At 58.9% G+C, this 19,760-nt stretch carries 21 protein-coding genes; 6 read left to right on the top strand and 15 right to left on the bottom strand.

Annotated features, from left to right (window positions below; genetic code table 11):
* Positions 1-4: 4 nt before the first annotated feature.
* The 3 genes from ACZ1HJ_RS11840 to ACZ1HJ_RS11850 all read right to left on the bottom strand — a co-directional run bounded on the left by ACZ1HJ_RS11840 (position 5) and on the right by ACZ1HJ_RS11850 (position 2,307).
* Positions 5-655 (bottom strand): DUF4166 domain-containing protein, encoded by a 651-nt coding sequence (locus ACZ1HJ_RS11840; RefSeq protein WP_472718866.1) that lies wholly within the window; start codon positions 653-655, stop codon positions 5-7.
* 72 nt (positions 656-727) lie between these two features.
* Positions 728-1,288, bottom strand: coding sequence for a GbsR/MarR family transcriptional regulator (locus ACZ1HJ_RS11845; RefSeq protein WP_472718867.1), 561 nt, complete (start codon positions 1,286-1,288; stop codon positions 728-730).
* A gap of 56 nt (positions 1,289-1,344) precedes the next feature.
* Entirely contained in the window at positions 1,345-2,307 is a 963-nt protein-coding gene (locus ACZ1HJ_RS11850) for a GlxA family transcriptional regulator (RefSeq protein ID WP_472718868.1), read from the bottom strand.
* A 97-nt stretch (positions 2,308-2,404) separates the two neighbouring features.
* Between ACZ1HJ_RS11850 and ACZ1HJ_RS11855 the strand changes: the two genes are divergently transcribed.
* On the top strand, positions 2,405-3,598 hold the full coding sequence (locus ACZ1HJ_RS11855) for an MFS transporter (protein ID WP_472718869.1): 1,194 nt from the start codon (positions 2,405-2,407) through the stop codon (positions 3,596-3,598).
* An 80-nt stretch (positions 3,599-3,678) separates the two neighbouring features.
* Here ACZ1HJ_RS11855 and ACZ1HJ_RS11860 read toward each other — a convergent pair whose 3' ends face one another.
* The 12 genes from ACZ1HJ_RS11860 to ACZ1HJ_RS11915 form a co-directional block, all read right to left on the bottom strand.
* A complete protein-coding gene (locus tag ACZ1HJ_RS11860) occupies positions 3,679-3,849 on the bottom strand; it encodes a hypothetical protein (protein ID WP_472718870.1) in 171 nt (56 codons plus the stop codon).
* Between the two features lie 15 nt (positions 3,850-3,864).
* Positions 3,865-5,250: an ammonium transporter gene (locus ACZ1HJ_RS11865; protein WP_472718871.1), complete on the bottom strand. Its 1,386-nt coding sequence runs from the start codon at positions 5,248-5,250 to the stop codon at positions 3,865-3,867.
* Between the two features lie 288 nt (positions 5,251-5,538).
* Positions 5,539-6,162, bottom strand: a complete 624-nt coding sequence (locus tag ACZ1HJ_RS11870) for an aminotransferase class III-fold pyridoxal phosphate-dependent enzyme (RefSeq protein ID WP_472718872.1) — start codon at positions 6,160-6,162, stop codon at positions 5,539-5,541.
* Complete coding sequence (locus ACZ1HJ_RS11875) at positions 6,126-6,815, bottom strand: aminotransferase class III-fold pyridoxal phosphate-dependent enzyme (RefSeq protein ID WP_472718873.1); 690 nt, start codon at positions 6,813-6,815, stop codon at positions 6,126-6,128. The genes ACZ1HJ_RS11870 and ACZ1HJ_RS11875 overlap by 37 nt, the downstream gene beginning before the upstream one ends.
* Positions 6,816-6,824: 9 nt before the next feature.
* Positions 6,825-7,793, bottom strand: coding sequence for a mandelate racemase/muconate lactonizing enzyme family protein (locus tag ACZ1HJ_RS11880; protein ID WP_472718874.1), 969 nt, complete (start codon positions 7,791-7,793; stop codon positions 6,825-6,827).
* A gap of 138 nt (positions 7,794-7,931) precedes the next feature.
* Complete coding sequence (locus ACZ1HJ_RS11885) at positions 7,932-9,038, bottom strand: mandelate racemase/muconate lactonizing enzyme family protein (protein ID WP_472718875.1); 1,107 nt, start codon at positions 9,036-9,038, stop codon at positions 7,932-7,934.
* A complete protein-coding gene (locus ACZ1HJ_RS11890) occupies positions 9,035-9,316 on the bottom strand; it encodes a cupin domain-containing protein (RefSeq protein WP_472718876.1) in 282 nt (93 codons plus the stop codon). Before ACZ1HJ_RS11890 ends, ACZ1HJ_RS11885 begins: the two co-directional genes overlap by 4 nt.
* Positions 9,313-10,425, bottom strand: coding sequence for a mandelate racemase/muconate lactonizing enzyme family protein (locus ACZ1HJ_RS11895; protein WP_472718877.1), 1,113 nt, complete (start codon positions 10,423-10,425; stop codon positions 9,313-9,315). Before ACZ1HJ_RS11895 ends, ACZ1HJ_RS11890 begins: the two co-directional genes overlap by 4 nt.
* Positions 10,422-11,552 (bottom strand): mandelate racemase/muconate lactonizing enzyme family protein, encoded by a 1,131-nt coding sequence (locus tag ACZ1HJ_RS11900; protein WP_472718878.1) that lies wholly within the window; start codon positions 11,550-11,552, stop codon positions 10,422-10,424. Before ACZ1HJ_RS11900 ends, ACZ1HJ_RS11895 begins: the two co-directional genes overlap by 4 nt.
* Positions 11,552-12,148, bottom strand: a complete 597-nt coding sequence (locus tag ACZ1HJ_RS11905; protein WP_472718879.1) for a dimethylsulfonioproprionate lyase family protein — start codon at positions 12,146-12,148, stop codon at positions 11,552-11,554. Before ACZ1HJ_RS11905 ends, ACZ1HJ_RS11900 begins: the two co-directional genes overlap by 1 nt.
* The gene (locus ACZ1HJ_RS11910; RefSeq protein WP_472718880.1) at positions 12,145-13,230 is read right to left on the bottom strand and encodes an alcohol dehydrogenase catalytic domain-containing protein; all 1,086 of its coding nucleotides are present in this window, start codon (positions 13,228-13,230) and stop codon (positions 12,145-12,147) included. Before ACZ1HJ_RS11910 ends, ACZ1HJ_RS11905 begins: the two co-directional genes overlap by 4 nt.
* A complete protein-coding gene (locus ACZ1HJ_RS11915) occupies positions 13,227-15,689 on the bottom strand; it encodes an FAD-dependent oxidoreductase (RefSeq protein WP_472718881.1) in 2,463 nt (820 codons plus the stop codon). Before ACZ1HJ_RS11915 ends, ACZ1HJ_RS11910 begins: the two co-directional genes overlap by 4 nt.
* Positions 15,690-15,760: 71 nt before the next feature.
* On the opposite strand from ACZ1HJ_RS11915, the gene ACZ1HJ_RS11920 reads away from it, so the two are divergent.
* The 5 genes from ACZ1HJ_RS11920 to ACZ1HJ_RS11940 are packed head-to-tail and all read left to right on the top strand — an operon-like array spanning position 15,761 to position 19,699.
* Complete coding sequence (locus ACZ1HJ_RS11920) at positions 15,761-16,648, top strand: MurR/RpiR family transcriptional regulator (RefSeq protein WP_472718882.1); 888 nt, start codon at positions 15,761-15,763, stop codon at positions 16,646-16,648.
* Positions 16,645-17,724: an aromatic ring-hydroxylating oxygenase subunit alpha gene (locus ACZ1HJ_RS11925; protein WP_472718883.1), complete on the top strand. Its 1,080-nt coding sequence runs from the start codon at positions 16,645-16,647 to the stop codon at positions 17,722-17,724. The genes ACZ1HJ_RS11920 and ACZ1HJ_RS11925 overlap by 4 nt, the downstream gene beginning before the upstream one ends.
* Entirely contained in the window at positions 17,717-18,130 is a 414-nt protein-coding gene (locus ACZ1HJ_RS11930) for a GFA family protein (RefSeq protein ID WP_472718884.1), read from the top strand. Before ACZ1HJ_RS11925 ends, ACZ1HJ_RS11930 begins: the two co-directional genes overlap by 8 nt.
* A gap of 2 nt (positions 18,131-18,132) precedes the next feature.
* Positions 18,133-18,957: an aspartate racemase/maleate isomerase family protein gene (locus tag ACZ1HJ_RS11935; RefSeq protein WP_472718885.1), complete on the top strand. Its 825-nt coding sequence runs from the start codon at positions 18,133-18,135 to the stop codon at positions 18,955-18,957.
* The gene (locus ACZ1HJ_RS11940; RefSeq protein ID WP_472718886.1) at positions 18,950-19,699 is read left to right on the top strand and encodes a sulfotransferase-like domain-containing protein; all 750 of its coding nucleotides are present in this window, start codon (positions 18,950-18,952) and stop codon (positions 19,697-19,699) included. Before ACZ1HJ_RS11935 ends, ACZ1HJ_RS11940 begins: the two co-directional genes overlap by 8 nt.
* The last annotated feature ends 61 nt before the right edge of the window (positions 19,700-19,760 follow it).

Consider the following 19,760-nt stretch of genomic DNA (forward strand, 5'->3'; position numbering starts at 1 on the left):
GTGATTACTCCTTGGCGTCGTTGAAAAGCGCGTCCTGACGGATCAATTGACCGAACAGGCTGTGCTTGAGATCGAGAGAAAAGATGAACTGGCCGTGGCCCAGATCATGGTGGCCGATCACCAGCGCACCTGGGCTGAGCAGGCGGGGCAGGCGCAGGCGCCGGCCGAGGATTTGCAGAAAATAGTGATCGCTTTTGAAGAAGAGCGCGTCCGGGCCGGTTTCGATCTTGAGGGCCATGCCGATGCCATAACCCACGTATTCCTCGAGCCCGGTGGGACCGGCGAAGCGTTTGGAGCTGTGCACCACTTGCGGGAACCCGGATGCACGGCCGTATTGCCGGATCCAGAACTGGCCGTCGCTGGCGATATCCTCGGTCACGGTCACCACGGCGGGTTGTCCCACGGCGGTCATGTCATAGGGCAGGGGCGCGCCGACCAAACGTGCCAGATTGGCCAGGAATTTGCCGGCAAGGTTCATCTCCATCACGGTCACCTTGCCCTGATAGGTCACACTCGCACCGCCGCTGACGCGTTTGCCAAAGCGGTTGCGGATCGCCTGGGGCAGGCTGGACCAGGCGGCAGAACCGACAAGCGCGCTGAACCGGCCATCGGCCATTTTCTGTTTTGGGTGGGGTGGGGTGCGTATATGCATCATATCAACTCGTTCTGTAAGGTCACTTATTTCTGTATAGAGAGAAATTAAGGGGCAAATAAAAAGTATTGTTGATTATTCCGACTTTTTGCCGGTGAATTTGAGGAGGGAAAACACCTTATCGCCCATCTTCATCAGGGCATTCAGCTTGCCTTTGGGTACGGACAACATCTGGCTGGACCAATGGTCAGCTGTCTTCAGAAACGCCTGCATCTCCTGCATCCGGCTCAACACGACGGGGTTCAGGTTCGGCTCGTCCGCGGCCTGGTTCAGGCACATATCAATCGCGGCCATCGCGGGATCAATCTCGCGCTCCTTGCGGCCCTGGGCAATCAACATCGCCATTTCCCAGACATCCACCTCGGCGACGAAATGTTCACGGCGATCGCCGGGCAGGGGCACACGGCGAATGAGTTTCCACCCCACCAATTCCTTGAGCGAGTTCGACACGTTTGACCGTGCAATGCCCAGCTCATCCGAAATCTGTTCGGCATTCATCGGGCTGACACTCAGGAACAACAGCGCATGGATTTGCGCCACGGAACGGTTCACGCCCCATTGGCTGCCCATGTCCCCCCAGTAGAGGATGAATTGGCTCTTGGCCGATGAATCAGTGTTATCAGTAGTTTCTGTCATGACAGAAATATCAGTCAAAACGATCAAAAAGTCAAGTCAGCCTGATTAAGTCGCTTTTAGTCACACCCAAAAATACGGGCGTAATCACTGATACCAACGCCGAAATGCCGTTGAAACGCACGGCGCATGCGTTGCGTATCCCCAAATCCGCTGGCGGTTGCGACAGATTTCAGGGGCAGGCGGTTGTTCAGTAGCCCGCGCGCATGATCTACACGGATGCGTTCGACAAACTGCGCCGGTGGCATGTTGAGATGTCGGTTGAAATGGCGCGACAGGGTCCGGCTGTTCATGCCTGCTTCCTGTGCCAATGTCTCGAGCGTCCAGTTCCGGTCCGGGCGCGCGACCACAGCTTCGATCAACCGGCTCAGATGATCATCACGGGTGAATTGCCCGGCCAGATGCATGGCATACTGGCTTTGCCCGCCGGTGCGCCGCAATTGCACCACCAACTCGCGGGCAACCTCCAACGCAACTGTGTTTCCGCAATCTGCGCGGATGATGGCGAGGGCCAGATCGATGCCCGTGGTGACACCGGCCGAGGTGAAAATATTGCCGTGTGATGCGCTGATCCGATCCAGATCCCAGATGACATCCGTATAAGCGCGCGCATCTTCTTCCCGCGACCAATGGGTCGTGGCTGTTTGGCCATCCAGCACGCCAGCCGCGGCCAGAACCAAAGCGCCTGAGCATATCGATATCAGACGCGCATCGTGTGGTGCGTGCGAGCCTGAGGCTTTGTCGGCCACCGCGGACAGAAGCGGCTTATGGTGCAAAAGGGCGTCCACGCCGACGCCACCCGGGATCAGAAGATCAGCATCAATAGAATGGTCATCCAATGTGGCATCCGCACAAAGTGTCATCCCGTTGGAGGCGCGGACCGGCTCATCCTCCAGGCTGACGTAGCGGTGGGAATAAGCAGGCTTCCCCCCAAGGGATGCGGTTTCGAATGCCTGAACCGGGCCCGCCACGTCCAGCAGGTTCACGTTTTCAAAAATCAGAACGTCAATGTGGCGCGCCATGTGCGTTTGTCCGAATTTGATAGGTAAATGACATTTCAGACAATTTGTCTGGCAGCTAAAAAGCAAAAGGTCAAGAACGAGTACGAAGGGAAACACCATGGCATTCAGGGCCAGCGGCGCGCGCGACTTCGGGAGCCTGATGGCGTCAAACACCATTTTGGGTGTCGCCATGCCGATGCTTATCATTCTGGGCGGGCTTGCCGGATTGATGCTGGCGCCCAAGACGGCTTTGGCGACCTTTCCGCCATCAGTTCAGATGCTGGCGGGTTTGGGCGCGGCAGGCCCATTCTCGGTTTTCATGGGGCGCTACGGGCGCAAGGCCGGGTTTCTATTGGGTGGTGCCGTCGCCATTTTGGGCGGTGTCATTGGGACCGTCGCGCTGTTTCAAGGCAGCTTCCTGATGCTGTGTCTGGCGCATGTCTTCTTTGGAGCTGCGATGGCCTGTTACCAGTATTTCCGCTTTGCGGCCGCAGAGGTGGTTCAGACGTCGTGGCAGCCTGTCGCCATATCGCTGATGTTGACCTCTGGTCTGGTGGCCGCATTAGTGGGGCCGCAGATTTTCATTCTGGCCAAGGATTACTTTGCGCCGGTCCCCTTGGCCGGTGCCTATGCCGCGATCAGCGTGGTGAGTGCCGTTGGCCTGATGCCGCTGCTCTTGCTGCGTATGACAGAGGGCACGGCTACATCGCGCCCTGAACCGTTTGACTGGCCGACCACGCGCCGTGTCCTGCGGCGGGGGCCTGTCTTGCAGGCCATTGTCATCGCCTCAGCCGCCCAAGGGATCATGGTGCTGCTGATGGCGCCGACACCGCTGGCAATGATCGGGTGTGGTCTGAGCGAAACGCTGGCCGGTGACGTGATCCGCTGGCATGTGGTGGCCATGTTTGCCCCCAGTTTTGTCACCGGCTTTCTGATCAAACGGCTTGGTGTGCGGTTGATTGCGATTGGCGGTCTGGGGCTCTTGGTCGCGTCCTCTGGTGTGGCCGCGAGCGGGATGACACCGTTTCATTTCTATATGGCACTTGTTCTGTTGGGGGTGGGATGGAACTTTGGGTTCATCGGTGCCACCACCATGCTGAACGGCGCGTTAAGTGCTGATGAGCGATCCGGCGTGCAGGGCGTCAATGACACGATCATCGCTCTGGCATCGACCATTTGCGCCTTTGCTTCGGGCGCGGTTGTCACGGGGTTGGGGTGGACCGCGCTGAACCTGATGGCGCTGCCGCTTGTGTGCTGCGTGATCGTAGCAGTTCTGTTTTCCGGAAAATGGCGGCGGGCAGATACGGTCTGACTGCATCTGGGCGCGAGGCCACATCCCAAAAAGAAAACGGCCCCCGCAAAGCAGGGGCCGTTTCCGTCAAATCACAAGGCTTACTTGTGTTTTTTGTATTTTCCAGCTTCGCTGCTGTTTCCCATTAGCAAAGCGACAAGGCAGATGATGATCGCGATCAGGGTGATGATCCCTGGTGCGGATCCGCCCACGCCCATGAAGATTGCGCCACTTGCGGCGTCCCACGTGGGGGTGTCGAAAGGATATCCCATTTCAGTCTCTCCTCTTTAGTCGGATGCAGGCGCTGAGGCCGCAATACCTTCGGGGTATGCCTGTGCAGGCACTTTGACCGTATCAAGACCGGCTTCTTCTGCAGCGGCCGGAACACGTAGCATTCCCAGCATTTTCAGAACAAGCGAGCTGACAAAGCCCGTGATCAAGCCAATGGCGATGAACACCACAGCACCGACAAGCTGACCCATGAAGCTCACCGTTGGCGCACCTTCACCCAGAAGGGCAGGATAGCCGCTGGCAAAGATACCCAGCATCAGCATACCGTAGATACCCATCGTACCGTGCACGGTGACCGCGCCAACAGCATCGTCGATCCCCATATTCTCGAGGATGGTTGCGGCGGGTTTAAGCATGAACCCGGCAGAGAACGCGATGATCAGCGTTAGCGATGGCCAGTAGATATCAAGCCCCGACGCAACCGAGATCAGGCCGGCAAGAGCGCCGGACATCATCCAGAATGGATCCTTCGTAAAGAGCCATGCGCCGATGATGCCGCCCGCGATGCCCATCAGGATATTGAAGGTCAGAGCACCCAGGTTGGTAGGCGTGCCATAGATCGTCGAGTAGTTTGCACCCCAGGACCATGCTTCGCCACCAACAACCAGACAGGCCATCAGGAAGCCCCAGAAGCCGACAACGATCAGCATCAGACCTGTCGCCGTGAAGGGCATGTTGTGGCCTGGCAGATGATTGGCCGTCCCATCGGCGTTGAACTTGCCGATACGTGGACCGAGGTTGATCAGAACACCAAGCGCAAAGAACGCGGCAACTGCGTGAACAAGACCGGCGGCGCCAAAGTCATGCACACCCCAGTTTTGCACCAGCCAGCCATCTGCGTGCCATCCCCAAGCGGCGGCCAATGTCCAGCTGAACCCGCCCAGAACGATGGCCAAGATAACGAAGCCAACTGTCTGAATGCGTTCAATCACAGCACCCGACATGATCGAAGCCGTGGTTGCTGCAAAGAGCGTGAAGGCCCCCCAGAACACGCCGTCAATCTGGTCGTCCAGATTGGGGCCCATCGTGGCGGCGGCATCGCCCCATGCCAGCGCAAAGCTGTTTGCATATTCAGCGCCTGAAATCCCGTTGGGACCCGCCGACAGCGAAAACCCTGTTGGGAAAGCCCAATAAACCCACCATCCAAAAAAGTAGAATGCGGGGATCACAAAAGCGAAAGCCAGGATGTTTTTCACCCCTGACGACAACGCATTTTTCGCGCGTGAGGCGCCCATCTCATATGCCAAGAAACCTGCGTGAATGATGATCATCAGCGGAATTGTGATGTAATAGTACATCTCCGCGAACATCGTATTCGTCATGTTCCCCTTGGCTTCCATTGCGGCGACCTTCGCCACAAGTTCCGCGACTTGTTCTTCCATCTTAGTTCGTACCTCCGTGCCCTGTTTTCCGGCGTTTATTTTATTTTGGTTTACTTTTGGTCCACCAATGAAACCGATGTTACACCAACAATACCCCTAACTCGACTCTTTTCATCACGAAACAGTGGTGTCGCAAACAAGCTACTGTGTGCCGGTTTTCATTTTTGGTGCAAATTTCCACTGTGGTTTTTATCCCACATATAGTGGCGACGCCCGCAAATTAGCATAGACTTGCTCTGAATGACGCTCCGGAGCGCAAAGCCAGAGATGTTCGACCTGACGTTGAATTCAGGCTTTCAGCGCATCTGCAGCGCGTTGATATGCGGTACGGGTTTGGGTCAAATCATCATCGGTCAAGGCGAGGCATGGATAGGTTTTTCCGGGCGATTTGAAGAGGCCCTCTTGGCGTAAAACCGCGTTGAAAGTTGCGGTGCGCGCCGCATCACCATGCAAGACATCCCGGTAGTTTTGCGGTTCACGTTCCGCGAATACGACCTCGAACAACGTAGCATCCCCAACGATGGAATGGGCAATGCCGGCCTCATTCAACGCGGTGCGTGCCATCTCCATGATCTGCAATCCTAAGCTGCGCAGCCGCTCATATTGGCCGTCGCGGCGCAGGATTTCGAGCGTCTTCAAACCGGCGATCGCAGCCACTGGATTGCCCGAGAGCGTCCCAAGTTGCATCAACCAGCGATCGGCCCCAACAACGGCCTTGTCGAAATGCGCCATGATATCGGCCCGCCCGGCAAGTGCCGCGAGGGGAAATCCGCCGCCAATCACTTTGCCCAATGTACAAAGATCGGGTGTCACCCCGTAGTGCTCCTGCGCCCCGCCATAGGCAAACCGGAAGCCTGTGACCACTTCGTCAAAGATCAGGACGATCCCGTATTTGTCCGCCTCGTCCCGCAAGAGCTGCAGAAAGCCCGGGGCAGGGGGATGATCCGCTGCAACGGCTCAACGATGATCGCAGCCACCTGATCCCCCCATTCCGTCAGAAGCGACCGGATGTAGTCGGGATCATTGAAGGGTGCGATCAGCATCTCTGCGGTGACGCTATCAGGGATGCCCGCGCTGTCGGGAACCGCTTGCGGAAAGTTGGCTAGTTGCGTGGGGGCAAGGCTCATCTGTGCCTCGGCGGACATGCCATGATAGCCGCCTTCGAATTTCACCACCTTGTCGCGTCCGGTAAAGGCGCGGGCGGCGCGGATCGCGTACATGTCGGCCTCACCGCCCGAGGTGACATAGCGCAGCTGATCGGCGCAGGGCACTGCGCGGCAGATTTCCTCGGCCAGTTCGACCCCTGCGACGTTGTTGGCAAAGAACGTCATGCCGCGCGGCAGCTGTTCGAATATTGCCTCTTCGACTTCGGCATTGCCATGACCCAGAAGCATCGGACCGGACCCAATCAGATAGTCGATATATTCGGTACCATCCTCATCCCAGACACGACTGCCCTTGCCCTCGCGGATAAAGACAGACGGGTCGAAATTGCCAAAGCCGCCAGCAGGCAGCACAGCGCGGGCGCGGTCGGCCCATTCGGCCTGCGTGTTGATTTTCTGCATGGTGTTCTCCTAGTCGAGGACCAGATCAGGCTGGCCAAGGATGTCTGGATCCGGGGTGATGCCCAGGCCGGGGCCCTCAGGCGGGGCGATGCGACCCTGGTGGCGGGTGGGGCAATCAGGGGCCAAACGGGGCCCGACATAATGGCTCAGGTCGCAGGTATTCATAAGTCCACGCGCCGGTGTTGACGCCGCCAGATGCAGCACAGCCGCGGTGGTGATATCGCCGCCCCAGGTGTCTTCAACACACATTTGCGTACCTAGCGTCAGGCACATATCCCGCGCGGCGCGCATCGCACTCAACCCCGAAAACTTGCTGAGTTTCAGCGCAACAGCGTCCATGCATCCCTTTGCATGGCCCTCCAGCAGGCTCTCGATATCATACGCGTTTTCGTCGAGCTTCATGGGCAGGCCGGTCGCTGCGCGCACGGCGGCACATTCATCAATCGTGGCGCAGGGCTGTTCCAGCATGACATCCAGATGCGCCACCGCCCGACCCACACGGGTGGCGGTCAGCCGATCCGCGCCGCAGTTCCAATCACCATAGACCAGCGGGCCGGGGCCCACGGCCTCACGAACCTTTTTCAGACGCGCCACGTCCGCCTGCCAATCCGCATCCCGGCCCAGCTTGACCTGAAACTGCGTCATGCCATGCGATTGTGCCTCTATGGCCATGCGGGCCATCTCATCCGGGTCGACGCAGGTGATGGAATGATAAAGCGGCATGTCTTGCACGGCTCGACCCCCGAGCAGCACATAAACTGGCAGATTGGCCGCCTTGCCCGTCAGGTCCCAAAGGGCAGTATCCACTGCGGATTTTGCGTATCCGTGTCCTTTGAGCTGGTGGTTGAGGCGGTGCATCATGGCCTCTGGCCCAATGGGATCGCCGCCCAGAAGAACGCTTGCCATTTCCTCAAGTGCCGGGGCGACGCCGCTTGCATAGGCGGGCAGGTAATGGGGGATCGGACAGACCTCCCCCAACCGCTCAGGCCCGTATCCGTATCGAGCCGCACAACAACGGATGTGGTTGTGTCGCAGGTTTTCCCATCTGCCATGTGGTAGGTTTCATGGGCGGTCAAGGGTACATGCCAGAGGGATATGCGGTTTATCTTCATGGGCTTACTCGTAGATTGCGATGGGTTCGCCCAATGCCTCGGGGTTTGGCACAACGCCCAGACCTGGCGCGGATGGCGGGGTGGCAAAGCCACTTTGATTGCGCGCGCCCTGACCCGGAACCGGATCGATTGACAGGTGATAGTGACATAGCCAGGAGGCCAGGCGATTTGCCTCGGGCGTGGATGCAGCCAGGTGAATGGCCGCGGTATCGGCGAGGGCCGAGCCGCCCACATCCTCGATATGCATCTGCCAGCCGACAGAGAGGCCGAAATCACGGATCTGCTGCGCTTTGGTCAACCCGCCCACGCGGTTGGGTTTGACCTTGACCCCTTCGCAGGCGCGCCGCTTCCAAGCTTCAAGGTGGTCATTCATCGTGGTCATGCATTCATCCAGCAGGATCGGATTTTGCACCCGCGCGGCCACATGGGCGCATTGATCCAGTGTCTCGCAGGGCTGTTCGACCCAGTCCCGCGCGCTGACCGAATTCAAGACCTCGATCGCGGTGGATGGCTGCCACGCGCGATTGACGTCGAAGGTGACGCGATGCCCGGCGGGCAGGGCAGCGGATATCGCCTCGATCCGCGCGATGTCAGCGGCAATATCCGTCCCGCCCACCTTGGCGGAATGCACGGTGTAGCCCTTTTGGGCGGCGCGGTTGATCAGCGCGATCATTTCCTCAGGCGTGCCGGTAGAGATGGAGGAGTTGACCGCCACGGGCGCGGCCTGATCGCCGCCCAGCATCTGCCAGAGCGGCATGTTGGCGGATTGGCCGAGGATATCCCAACAGGCAATGTCGACCGCGGATTTCGCATATTCATGCCCGGGCAACTGCACATCCATTACCCGGTTCACATGATCCGTGCTGCGCGGGTCCAGGCCGATGAGAATGGGCGCAAGCGTTTCCAAACCAGCGCGGATACCGGGGCCATGGGCGGGCAGGTAGGTGTGGCCCCAGGGGCACCCCTCGCCCCATCCGTTGAGGCCCTCATCGGTGTCGATGCGGAGAAAGGTGCTGTCGAGCCGCTCAAACTTCAGCCGTCCGCCCGAGAGCCAGTAAGGCTCGGACAAGGGCAGATCAACCTGCCAGACGGTGAGGCGGGTGATTTTCATTTCAGCTCAACCTCGACAAAACTCATCGGGGCATCGCCCGCGTTGATGACATTGTGCTCGACACCCACGTCGCGGCGATACGCGGTTCCGGCAGGCACGGTCACTTCGTTGATCTCCCCGCCGGGCAGTTCAAGGCGCATGTGGCAGTCGGTGATGGCGGTGATCACGTAATCATAAGCATGCCTGTGCCATCCGGTGTCCTGACCCGGTTCAAAGTCAAACCGGGTAACGCGGGTGCGGGTGTCGTCGATCAATTCTGTGGCGGTGCAGTGGGTCATGAGACGCCTCCATACATAGCCACAGGCGCGCCGAGGCTGTCGAAATCGGGCGTCACGCCCAGCCCAGGCGTGTCAGTGGCATAAAGCCTGCCCTCTTTGACCAACGGTCCGCCAATCCCGGTAGAGCGGGTATTGTAATTCATCAGGTCGGTCGAATTGACGAGGTATGCCGCCGAGGTCGAGGCGGCAAAATGCGCCACCGCCGCACTTGTGATCTCGCCGCCCCAGGTGTCTTCGCTGACCACGGGGATGCGATTTTCCACCAGATAATCGCGCACCCGCCGCGCCTTGGAGAGACCGCCAAGGTTCGAGATTTTGAGGCAGCAGATTTCTGCGCCCCGGTCGGCCACAATGCGTTGCGCGGCGTGGATGCCTGTCACACATTCATCCAGTTTCATGGGCTGGGTGGCCACGCGGCGCACTTGCTGGCATTCCTCATAGGTTCGGCAAGGCTGTTCGAGGATGAAATCCAGATCAGACGTGGCGCGGGCCACGCGGATGGCATCATCGACGCGCCAGCCCTGATTGGCATCGGCCATGGCCTTTTCGCCCGGTTTGAGCAGGGGCACAGTAGCGCGGATGCGGTCAATATCCGTAGACCAGTCGCCGCCCACCTTGATCTGAAACTGCCGATAGCCATTGGCCCGGTGCCGGTCCAGTTCCGCAATGGTTTCATCCAGCGCGCGTTGCGGTGCGACGCGGTACATCGGTGCGCCATCGGTCAGCTTGCCGCCCATCAGCATCCAGACCGGTTGACCGGTGGCCTTGCCCAGCAAATCCCAACAGGCCGCGTCAAACGGCGCCTTGGCATAGCCGTGGCCCTGCACCAGATGATCCATCAATCGTTCTATCCGCGCGACCTGACGCGGGTCTTCACCGATCAGATGTGGGGCGACCAGACGCGCGAGCGCCTCGACCCCTTCGGAATGAGCCACCATGTAATTTTCACCGCAGGGCGTGAATTCCCCGCAGCCCTGCAGGCCTGCATCCGTGTCGATCACCACAACCGATGCCTTGGCCACCGAAATCGCATTGCCTGCGCCCCAGACATAGCTGCCATCGACATAAGGAAGGTCGGTCTTATAGATGCGGATGCGGGTGATTTTCATCCGTTACCTCCGTAACGCGAAACCGGATCGCCAAGTTTGTCCATATCAGGCACAACGCCCAGGCCGGGGATGTAAGGCGCGGTGACGCCGCCATTCACAACCGGCGCGTCCAATGTTGCCACGTTGATATCCACCATCGCGCGCGTATCGAGCGCACAGCGCAGCAGGTGGCGCGGTGTGGATTGGGCGATGTGGAAAACGGTGGCGCAGGCGATTTCGCTGCCAACGGTGTCCTGAATGGACATGACCATGCCAGCCGCCGCCGCGATACCGCGCTGTCGGATCATCGGCGTGACACCGCCCTGTTTCGAGACCTTGAGGCCCACCCCATCGCAAGTGTCATTGGCGATGGCCTGGATCAGATCGCCTTCAGATTGGATCAACTCATCCAGCAGGATTGGCACGGCGCACCGCGCGCGCAGTGATTGGGTTTCGCGCCACGTGTCACAGGGTGCCTCCAGCACGAAATCAAGCCCCTCGGGCAGAAGCGCCAGCATCCTGAGCGCTTGTTCCGAGGTGAGGCCATTATTGGCATCGGCCAGAAACCATTCACCCGGCCGACGATCTGCCAGACAGGCGCGGATGCGCTCGGCATCCAGTGCGGGGCCGCCCTCAACTTCTGTCGCGCCGATCTTGATGGAATGCCCTAGGAAGCCTTCAGCGCGATGCGCAGCGACCTTGGCGCGCATCGCCTCGGGTGTGTCGCCGCCGATGGAAGAGATCACTGGCACCGGTTCGGGGATACGCCCGCCCAACATGTCACAAAGCGGTACCCCGGCGGATTGCGCTGCGATGTCCCAGCAGGCCACGTCCAGCGCCGTGCGTCCATCGCGGTGGCCGCGCAAAGTGTCCCGCATCCGGTCCCAGATACGGTCAAGCTGGCGCGGGTCCATGCCGATAAGGGCAGGGGCCAAGAGGTCAAGTGCCGCACGTGTGCCGCCCGCATGGGCCGCCACGTAGGTTGCGCCAAAGGGCGTGCTTTCACCCCAGCCGACGCGCCCGCACGCTGTGGTCACCCGCACGATTGTGGCATCGTAAGAAGTGTATTCCCGCCCGCCCGACAGCCGATACACCCCGCCTTTAACGGGCAGATCAACCTGATAAATGTCGATACGGGCGATCTTCACTACAAATCCTCGGGATAGGTCAGCACGGGCTTGACGTTGAAGTGATTGCGCCAGAGCACATAGGCCAGCACCGGGTGGTCATGGGTTGTCAGCGCATGTGGCACGTTGGAGCGGTGATAGATCGTGGCCCCCGCCCGCAGGGTTTTCGATCCCTCGCCTTCGATGGCAAATTCGGCCTCGCCCGCAAGCACGACATACATTTCTTCTGCCGGGTGGTGATGCCAGGGATAGTGCAGGCCGGGTGGCTGATAGACGACAAATCCGCGCATCTGGTCCGTGCCATACGGCGCGTCCTGGCCAATGATTTCGTAACAGGCAAACTTCTCCATGAATTCCTGCCCGATCGAGGTGTCTTTGTAGGGCTCACGCCATTGCGCCAGCGGGCCCGCGGCAACAAGCGCGTCGCGGAACCCTTCGAACCCATCGGAAAAGAGATTGGGATCGTTGCACATCAGATCAGCCGCCGCGATATGATAGGGCGTCACATGTTGCGTGGTCAGGGTTTCGGGGACTTCAACAAACGCCTTGAGATCGGGGAGGCGATCATGCGCCGCGCGCACTTCTTTCAGCAAGGTGGTCCACCGTTCATCCATCATGGCGTCACTACGATGTTTCCAGTGTGCGTTTTGGCGATGAAGGCCGCCTGTGCTTCGCGCAGTTGGTTCAGGCTGTAGGTGGCCGCCAGCATGGGTTTGACCTCGCCTCTTTCGATATAGCCAATCAAGTCGTGGAACACGTGCTGAGGCAGAATGGTTGAGCCGCAAAACGTCAGGTCCCTCAGGTAAAACGTGCGCAAATCCAGCGTGACCATCGGCCCTGCGATGGCACCGGAACAAACATACCGGCCGCCACGTTCCAATATGTCGATCAGGCCAGGCCAAGCGTCACCGCCGACGATATCGGCAACAACAGTTATCTTTTCGTCTCCCAGAGCGGCGCGCAGGTTCTCTGGCGCGCGGGGCAGGATGAGATCAGGGCCGGAGAGGGCCACGTCCGCATGTTTGCTCTCGCTGGCCAGTGCGATGACACGCGCGCCGCGACGCTTGGCCAGTTGGATAAGCGCGCCACCCACACCGCCTGATGCCCCTGTCACCAGAACCGTATCTGCCGCCCCGACATTGGCGCGCACCAGCATACCTTCGGCTGTCGCATAGCTGCATTGGAATGTGGCGAGTTCCGCATCGCTCAGGTCACACTCGACAACCGCCACATCACGGTAGTCCGCTGTCGTGTATTCGGCATAACCACCATCGCGTTCGGACCCGAAATAGCCGGTTTTGTCCATGTTATCGGGGTCAGTCCAATCGCGCTGCCAGCCATCGACCATTACGCGTTTGCCGATGATACTCGCATCGCCATTGGCGCCCACGGCCACCACGCGGCCCACCACATCCGCGCCTTGGATGCGTGGAAAGGTCAGCGGGCGCCCGCCCCATGTTGGGTCGTCTTCGTTCACTGTCTCAAAAGCGCCCCCAGTGGTGGCATCATCCACGGCCTTGGAGTACCAGCCCGAGCGCGTGTTCACGTCCGTATTGTTCAGACCGCAGGCACCCACCTTGATCAGCACGTCGTCGGGGCCGACATCGGGCACCGGCCAATCCTCGTGCCATTCATAGGCATCCAGATCGCCGTGACCCATCAGGACCATCGCTTTCATTGTCTTGGGAATATCGGTCATGCATCTGTCCTTGGTTTCAGGCTGTCAGGATCATAGACCGGCGCATCCAGAATGCGGCCTTGGCGCGGCTCACCCGCGATGACAACCTCGATATCGGTGCCCGCAACGTTGGCGTGGGGCTTGATATAAGCAAAGGCCAGAATTTTGCCGACCGTGTGCCCATAGGCGACAGAAGCTGTCGAACCGACGACCTTGCCATCCAGTAACACGGCCTCTCCGCCATGGCCGTCATGCGCGCCGTTGGGTTCGATTTCGAGATAGGCGCAGACCCAGGGCATCGTGCCGTTACTTGCCATTTCTGCGCTCTCGCGGGTCTGATCCACGCCGATGTACGACTTATCGAGCTTGGCAAACCGCATCACATCCGCTTCGGGCAGGGTCACTTCGTTGGTCAATTCGCCTGCGCCTTTGAACATCTTTTCCATCCGCATGGCGTTCATCGCGAAGGACCCGGTATCGCGCAGGCCCAGAGGTTCGCCTGCGCTGGTGATCGCGTCATAAACAGGGGCCAGATGGGCCATGGGCGTATGAAATTCCCAACCCAGTTCACCGGCATAGGACATGCGCATCGCTTGCACCGGCTGGCCCGCCACGGTGATGTCTTGCGACGACAGCCATGGGAATGCGGCGTTTGACAGGTCCGCGTCGGTCAGTTGCGCAAGGATGTCACGGGCGCAGGGGCCTTGCAGTGCAAGTGCACCGTATTCAGCGGATTGATTGTGCAGAGTAACGTCCGCGCCGGCGGGGATATGGCGCGCAAGCCAATCCATAACGCGCTGTTCAAAGAACGCAGCACAGGTCAGATAAAACCAGTTTTCAGCCAATCGGACGATGGTCACCTCGGCCTCGATCCGGCCGCGGTGATTGAGCAGATGCGTCAGAATAATGCGCCCATCCTTGGAGGGCAGGCGGTTGGCCACCATGCCGTCCAGAAATGTTGTGGCATCCGCGCCTGCGATCTCGACCTTGGCAAAAGAAGAGATGTCCATGACACCCGCCGCCTCGCGCACGGCACGGCATTCTTCGGCCACGATGTCATGCACCGGCGTGCGGCCAAATCCGTAATAGTCGCGCTGTTCGACGTCGCCCCGGGCAAACCAGCGGGGCCGTTCCCAGCCAAAGACTTCCTCATGCACGGCGCCTTTGTTCTTGAGCGTTTCGTAGATTCCAGAAGTCTTGATGGGTCGTCCCGCGAGGCGGTTGAAATGCGGGAAGGGAATTTCGTGGCGCAGGCAATAATCTTCTTTGGCCTTAATGACTTGCCAGTCTTTGTTCGCGTAGTCACCAAAGCGGCGCGGGTCGTATTCGCGCATTGAGATATCGGCCGCGCCATGCACCATCCAGCGGGCCAGCTCACGGCTCAGGCCGGGGCCCCACCCGATGCCAATCTGCGTGCCGCAACAGCACCAGTAGTTGCGCACGCCGGGTGCGGGACCAATCAGCGGGTTGCCGTCAGGCGGATGGCTGATCGCGCCATGCACTTCGCGGGTGATGCCCAGTTCGGAGAAGATCGGCATCCGGTCCAATGCATTCTCCAGCCAGGGCATGACGCGATCATAATCGGCATCGAAAAGTTCATTCTCGGCTTCCCAGGGGCAGTGGTCCTCCCACACCGTGTTGGGGTTTTCCTTTTCGTAGATGCCGATCAAACCGCGTTTCTGCTCCATCCGGATATAGCCCGAAACCAATTTGTCATCACGAATGACAGGAAGTTCGGCTTCCAGGTCTTTGAATTCAGGCACATTTTCCGTAACGAAATAGTGGTGCGTCATAGATGTCATCGGCAGTTGCAGCCCGGACCATTCGCCCATCTGACGCGCGTACGTTCCGCCCGCGTTGACCACATGTTCGCAGGTGATGCTGCCCTGTTCGGTTTCGACAACCCATTCGCCCGTGTCTGCCTGAGTGATGTTGGTTGCGCGGCAGCGGCGGATAATCCGCGCGCCCAATTGGCGGGCACCGGCCGCCATGGCCATGGTGACGTTTGTTGGGTCCACATGGCCATCATCGGGCGTGTGCAGCGCGCCAATCACGCCATCCAGATTGTAAAATGGGTGCAGTTTGGCAATCGCATCCGGGCCGACAAGATCAATGTTGAAACCAAGTGAGCGGCCCACACTGAGCGTATGGCGCAACCAGTCCATCTCGTCTTCGTCATAGGCCAGCCGGAACGACCCGCAGCCATGCCATGTCACGGCCTGACCGGTCTCAGCCTCCAGCCCGCCTGAATAAAGCCCGATGTTGTAATCAACGCATTTGCCCAAGCCGAACGAGCTTGTGGAATGGGTGATCTGGCCCGCCGCGTGCCAGGTTGATCCGCTGGTCAGCTCGGCTTTTTCCAGAAGAACCACCTCCGGCCCCCAGCCCTCATGCGCGAGATGGTAGGCCAGCCCAACGCCCATGACGCCGCCGCCTACAATGACCACGCGGGCGTGGGTCGGGAATGATTTTTCGGACATGTTCATTTTCCTGAGGCCTGAGTCGAAATTTTCCTCGACAGGCTAATCGCACATATGTACCATCGTCAATCATGAATGATACAAATGTACAATCAACAGTTTTGGAGCGCCTGACCGAGGAATGGTCAGCCCTGACGCCTGAGGCGCAGAAAGCGGCGCGCTATGTGCTGGAGAACCCGGCGGATGTGGGCGTGTCGACCGTGCGTGAAATTGCCGAGGCGGCCAAGGTCAAGCCCAACACCTTCGTGCGCATGGCGCGGCAGGTCGGGTTCGAGGGCTATGATGATTTCCGCGAGCCGTTTCGTGAAGCGATCAGGCGCGGGCAGGTCAGCTATCCGGATCGCGTGCGCTGGCTGCAGGAGGTGCGCAAATCCGGCGATCTGGGTGGGCTCTATGCCGATCAAGTTGCCGCTGCGATTCTCAATATCGAGGAGACTTTTGCCGGGATCAGCGCAGAGGCCCTTAAATCGGCGGCGGAGACGATCTGGAATTCGCGACAGGTTTTCGTGATGGGGGTGGGCGTCAACAACGCCAACGCGCGCAATTTTACCTACCTGGCCTCGACCGGAATGACCCGATTTCACACGATTCCACGCGCCGGGTCCGTGGCGACGGATGATCTGGCCTGGGCGGACGAGCGCGATGTGTTGATCGCCATCACCTGCCATCCCTACCGGTCCGAGGTGATCGACGCCGTCAAGATTGCACGCGAACAGGGGATGAAGATCGTGAGCATTTCTGACAGCCCCGCCAGTCCGATTATTTTGGGCGCACAGCACGGGTTTGTCGTGGCTGCTGACACGCCGCAATTCTTTCCCTCCTCGGTGTCGACTATCGCTCTTCTGGAGACGCTTTTGAGTTTCGTCATCGCCGTGTCGAGCGAGGAAATCGTTGAACGCGTTGAGAAATTTCACGAACGCCGCCATCAGCTCGGCATCTACAAGGAGGGGCCTGAATGAGCGAACCGATCCGCTCTCTCGCCGCGCGCTACTACACTGATCCGGCGGTTTTTGAGGCTGAACGCGCCGGACTTTTGGCGCGGACGTGGCAGTTTGCCGGCCATGCCAGTCAGATTGAAAATCCGGGGGATTATTTTGCCTTCGATTTGGGAGGCGAAAGCCTCTTTTGTATCCGCGGGCGTGATGGCGTGATCCGCACCTTTTACAATGTCTGTCAGCACCGGGCGCACCAATTGGTCGACGGCAGTGGCCAGACCCGCGTGGTGGTCTGCCCCTATCATGCCTGGACCTATGAATTGACCGGCGAATTGCGCGCGGGGCCAAACATCAAGGTTGTGGAAGGTTTCGATAAATCAAAGGTTTGCCTGACCTCCGTGCGCACCGAAGAGTTTTTGGGTTTCATCTTTGTCAATCTGGATGACGCTGCCAAACCGATGGATGAATGGTTCCCCAATGCGCGCGCTGAGCTGGAAAGTTTTCTGCCGCACTGGGCCGATCTGAAGCCGCTGGAATGGGTTAAAATCCCTGAAAACTGCAATTGGAAAGTCAGCGTCGAAAACTACTCGGAATGCTACCATTGCAGCCTCAATCACCCGACCTTTGCGACCGGTGTGGTCAAGCCAGAAACCTACGATATCCAGCCGCAGGGTTATTGCCTGCGTCACACGACGGAATGCAACGCGCTGGACCAGATGTCCTATGACATCAACTCGGGTTTTGCCCATAACGAGGAGTATTCGAGCTGGTTTCTCTGGCCGATGTTCTCGTTCCAGGTCTATCCCGGCAACCTGTTGAACACCTATCACTGGCGCGCGATTGACGCCGATCACGTCGTGGTCTGGCGGGGTTGGTATTCCGTCGGCGGCGCCGAAGATGAGACCGTGCGGCAGATGGCGGTGCAGGATCGCGAGACAACCGTTGAAGAAGATATTCATCTGGTCGAATCCGTGCAACGCGGTTTGAAATCAAGAGGTTACGTGCCGGGGCCCCTGGTCGTGGACCCAAAGTGTGGGGTAAATTCCGAGCATTCGGTCATGCATCTGCAGCGCTGGATGCGGGAGGCAGTGGATGGCTGAATTAAAGGGAACCTGCATGTGCGGCGCGATCGGTTGGGCCTATTCTGGCCCGGTGACGCGGAGCCTTGTATGCCACTGCTCCGATTGCCAGAAAGCCACATCGTCACCTTTCACCGCCTTTGTGGGCCTGCGCATGCCATTATTGTTTTGGACTGGCGCGCCCAACCACTTCGAGAGTTCACCCGGCACGCATCGTGGGTTTTGCCCTACCTGTGGGACGCGTCTCTATTTTCGATCAGATAAATGGCCTGACGAAATTCATATGCATGCCGCCACATTGGAAGACCCCGCGGTCTATGAACCGACAGCGCAGGTTGTGATGCGCTCAAAGGTTCCGTGGTTGAAGGAATTGGAAAATATCCCTCGTTTTCAAAGCTTTGAAGCGCCACCGAAGGAGCGAATTTAACCATGCTGATGCCTGAAACCTGGCGGCCTGAACACAAACTTTTCCCGCATCAGGTGGGTTTTACCTGTCCGCCGTTTGACTACGATGCGGCGCCTTCGGATTTCCTGCGCATGGCCCCGGCTAGCGTCGGCGTGCATGGCTGGATGCTGCATGTGCCGGACTATGCGCATGGGCTGGACCAGCGGAAGCAGAATTTTGGGATGATGGATGATTTCGTGCATTGCATGGCGCGCAATGGCGTGGATGTGGCGGGGCAAGTCGGCAGCAATTGGGTGCATGCCAGCGGTCTGGGGGTCGAGGGTATTCGCCAGCATTGCGAAGACCTTTCCGATCGCCACGGGGTGCGGTTTCACATGGCTGGCTACGCCATGGTTGAGGCCTTGCGCGCGATGAATGTTGAGAAAGTTGCGCTGAACGCCGCCTACCATTGGCCGGAATGGTGGCAGGGCACGGTTGGGTTCCTGAAAGAGGCTGGATTTGACGTACTTTGGGCCGGAAATTTCCATGATCAGGGGTGGTTTGACAGCCAGGAAGCGGTGAATGACTGCCGGTGGGTGTTTGAGGGCGATCTGGCGCTCAAATCGTTTGAATATGTCGCGGAACAGGCCCCGGATGCGGATGCCTATCTGATCAATGGCATGTGCAATTTTCGCAGTGGAGAGGGCGGTTTACCGCAACGCCCGCTGCATTTGACGCCCGCGCTTGAAACACTTTTGGGTAAGCCGGTTATCGGCCATGATACCGCCCTTTATTGGCGTATTTTCAAAAGTTTAGGTCTGTCACCTACGTCCGCAAATGGCCAACTTCTGGAGAGTTTGAATGCATAAGATTGTAGCCCTTTGGGCGGTGCCGCGCTCAACATCGACGGCGTTTGAATGGATGATGCGGCAGCGTGGAGATCTGGATTGCCTGCATGAACCATTCGGAGAAGCGTGGTATCAGGGCGAAGCACCGCTTTGGCAGCGCTATCAGCCCGGTGATGTCACGACGCCCGGTCTCACGTTGGGCAGCGTGTGGGAGGATATCCAGAAACGCGCCCAATCCGGACCTGTTTTCCTCAAGGATTTCCCCCACTACATCAGTCACATGTGGGACCCGGAGTTTCTGTCGCACTTCACCCATGCCTTTTTGATCCGCGACCCGGCCAAGACCATCACGTCGATGCACCATAAGTGGCCGGATTTTCACGAAGGGGAAGTCGGGTTTCCGGAACAGCGCGCACTTTTTGATCTGCTTTCGGCGCTGAACGGATCACCGCCGCCGGTTGTCGACAGTGATGACCTGCTTGAAAACCCGCACGACATGACGCGCGCCTTTTGCGCAGCCGTTGGCATTCCGTTTGTACCGGAGGCTTTGAGCTGGGAACCCGGCGGAAATCCGTCCGAGCATAGCTGGTGGGATGGAGGATCCTTCCACGCAAATCTGGCGCAATCGACCGGTTTGACCCCGCAAAAACGCAAATATGTAGCGCTCGAAGATATGCCGCCACGCGTGCAGCAAGTGCATCGCCGTATGAAGCCACATTACGACAGGCTTTTTCAGCACCGCCTGCGCGTTGACGTAACCTAAAGCATGCCGAACTGCGCCGTTGCTTTGCCTAAATCAACCATTGCACGAGGCCGGGAAGATC

The organism is Roseovarius sp. JB2-10 (assembly GCF_055693585.1).

Bases quoted from the DNA above. Each gene is read 5' to 3' on its own strand.
- ACZ1HJ_RS11895 (WP_472718877.1), bottom strand. From the start codon at position 10,425: ATGAAAATCACCCGCATCCGCATCTATAAGACCGACCTTCCTTATGTC.
- ACZ1HJ_RS11920 (WP_472718882.1), top strand. From the start codon at position 15,761: ATGAATGATACAAATGTACAATCAACAGTTTTGGAGCGCCTGACCGAG.
- ACZ1HJ_RS11905 (WP_472718879.1), bottom strand. From the start codon at position 12,148: ATGATGGATGAACGGTGGACCACCTTGCTGAAAGAAGTGCGCGCGGCG.
- ACZ1HJ_RS11890 (WP_472718876.1), bottom strand. From the start codon at position 9,316: ATGACCCACTGCACCGCCACAGAATTGATCGACGACACCCGCACCCGC.
- ACZ1HJ_RS11875 (WP_472718873.1), bottom strand. From the start codon at position 6,815: ATGCAGAAAATCAACACGCAGGCCGAATGGGCCGACCGCGCCCGCGCT.
- ACZ1HJ_RS11910 (WP_472718880.1), bottom strand. From the start codon at position 13,230: ATGACCGATATTCCCAAGACAATGAAAGCGATGGTCCTGATGGGTCAC.
- ACZ1HJ_RS11930 (WP_472718884.1), top strand. From the start codon at position 17,717: ATGGCTGAATTAAAGGGAACCTGCATGTGCGGCGCGATCGGTTGGGCC.
- ACZ1HJ_RS11940 (WP_472718886.1), top strand. From the start codon at position 18,950: ATGCATAAGATTGTAGCCCTTTGGGCGGTGCCGCGCTCAACATCGACG.
- ACZ1HJ_RS11855 (WP_472718869.1), top strand. From the start codon at position 2,405: ATGGCATTCAGGGCCAGCGGCGCGCGCGACTTCGGGAGCCTGATGGCG.
- ACZ1HJ_RS11845 (WP_472718867.1), bottom strand. From the start codon at position 1,288: ATGACAGAAACTACTGATAACACTGATTCATCGGCCAAGAGCCAATTC.
- ACZ1HJ_RS11915 (WP_472718881.1), bottom strand. From the start codon at position 15,689: ATGTCCGAAAAATCATTCCCGACCCACGCCCGCGTGGTCATTGTAGGC.
- ACZ1HJ_RS11840 (WP_472718866.1), bottom strand. From the start codon at position 655: ATGATGCATATACGCACCCCACCCCACCCAAAACAGAAAATGGCCGAT.
- ACZ1HJ_RS11865 (WP_472718871.1), bottom strand. From the start codon at position 5,250: ATGGAAGAACAAGTCGCGGAACTTGTGGCGAAGGTCGCCGCAATGGAA.
- ACZ1HJ_RS11925 (WP_472718883.1), top strand. From the start codon at position 16,645: ATGAGCGAACCGATCCGCTCTCTCGCCGCGCGCTACTACACTGATCCG.
- ACZ1HJ_RS11860 (WP_472718870.1), bottom strand. From the start codon at position 3,849: ATGGGATATCCTTTCGACACCCCCACGTGGGACGCCGCAAGTGGCGCA.
- ACZ1HJ_RS11885 (WP_472718875.1), bottom strand. From the start codon at position 9,038: ATGAAAATCACCCGCCTCACCGTCTGGCAGGTTGATCTGCCCTTGTCC.
- ACZ1HJ_RS11935 (WP_472718885.1), top strand. From the start codon at position 18,133: ATGCTGATGCCTGAAACCTGGCGGCCTGAACACAAACTTTTCCCGCAT.
- ACZ1HJ_RS11850 (WP_472718868.1), bottom strand. From the start codon at position 2,307: ATGGCGCGCCACATTGACGTTCTGATTTTTGAAAACGTGAACCTGCTG.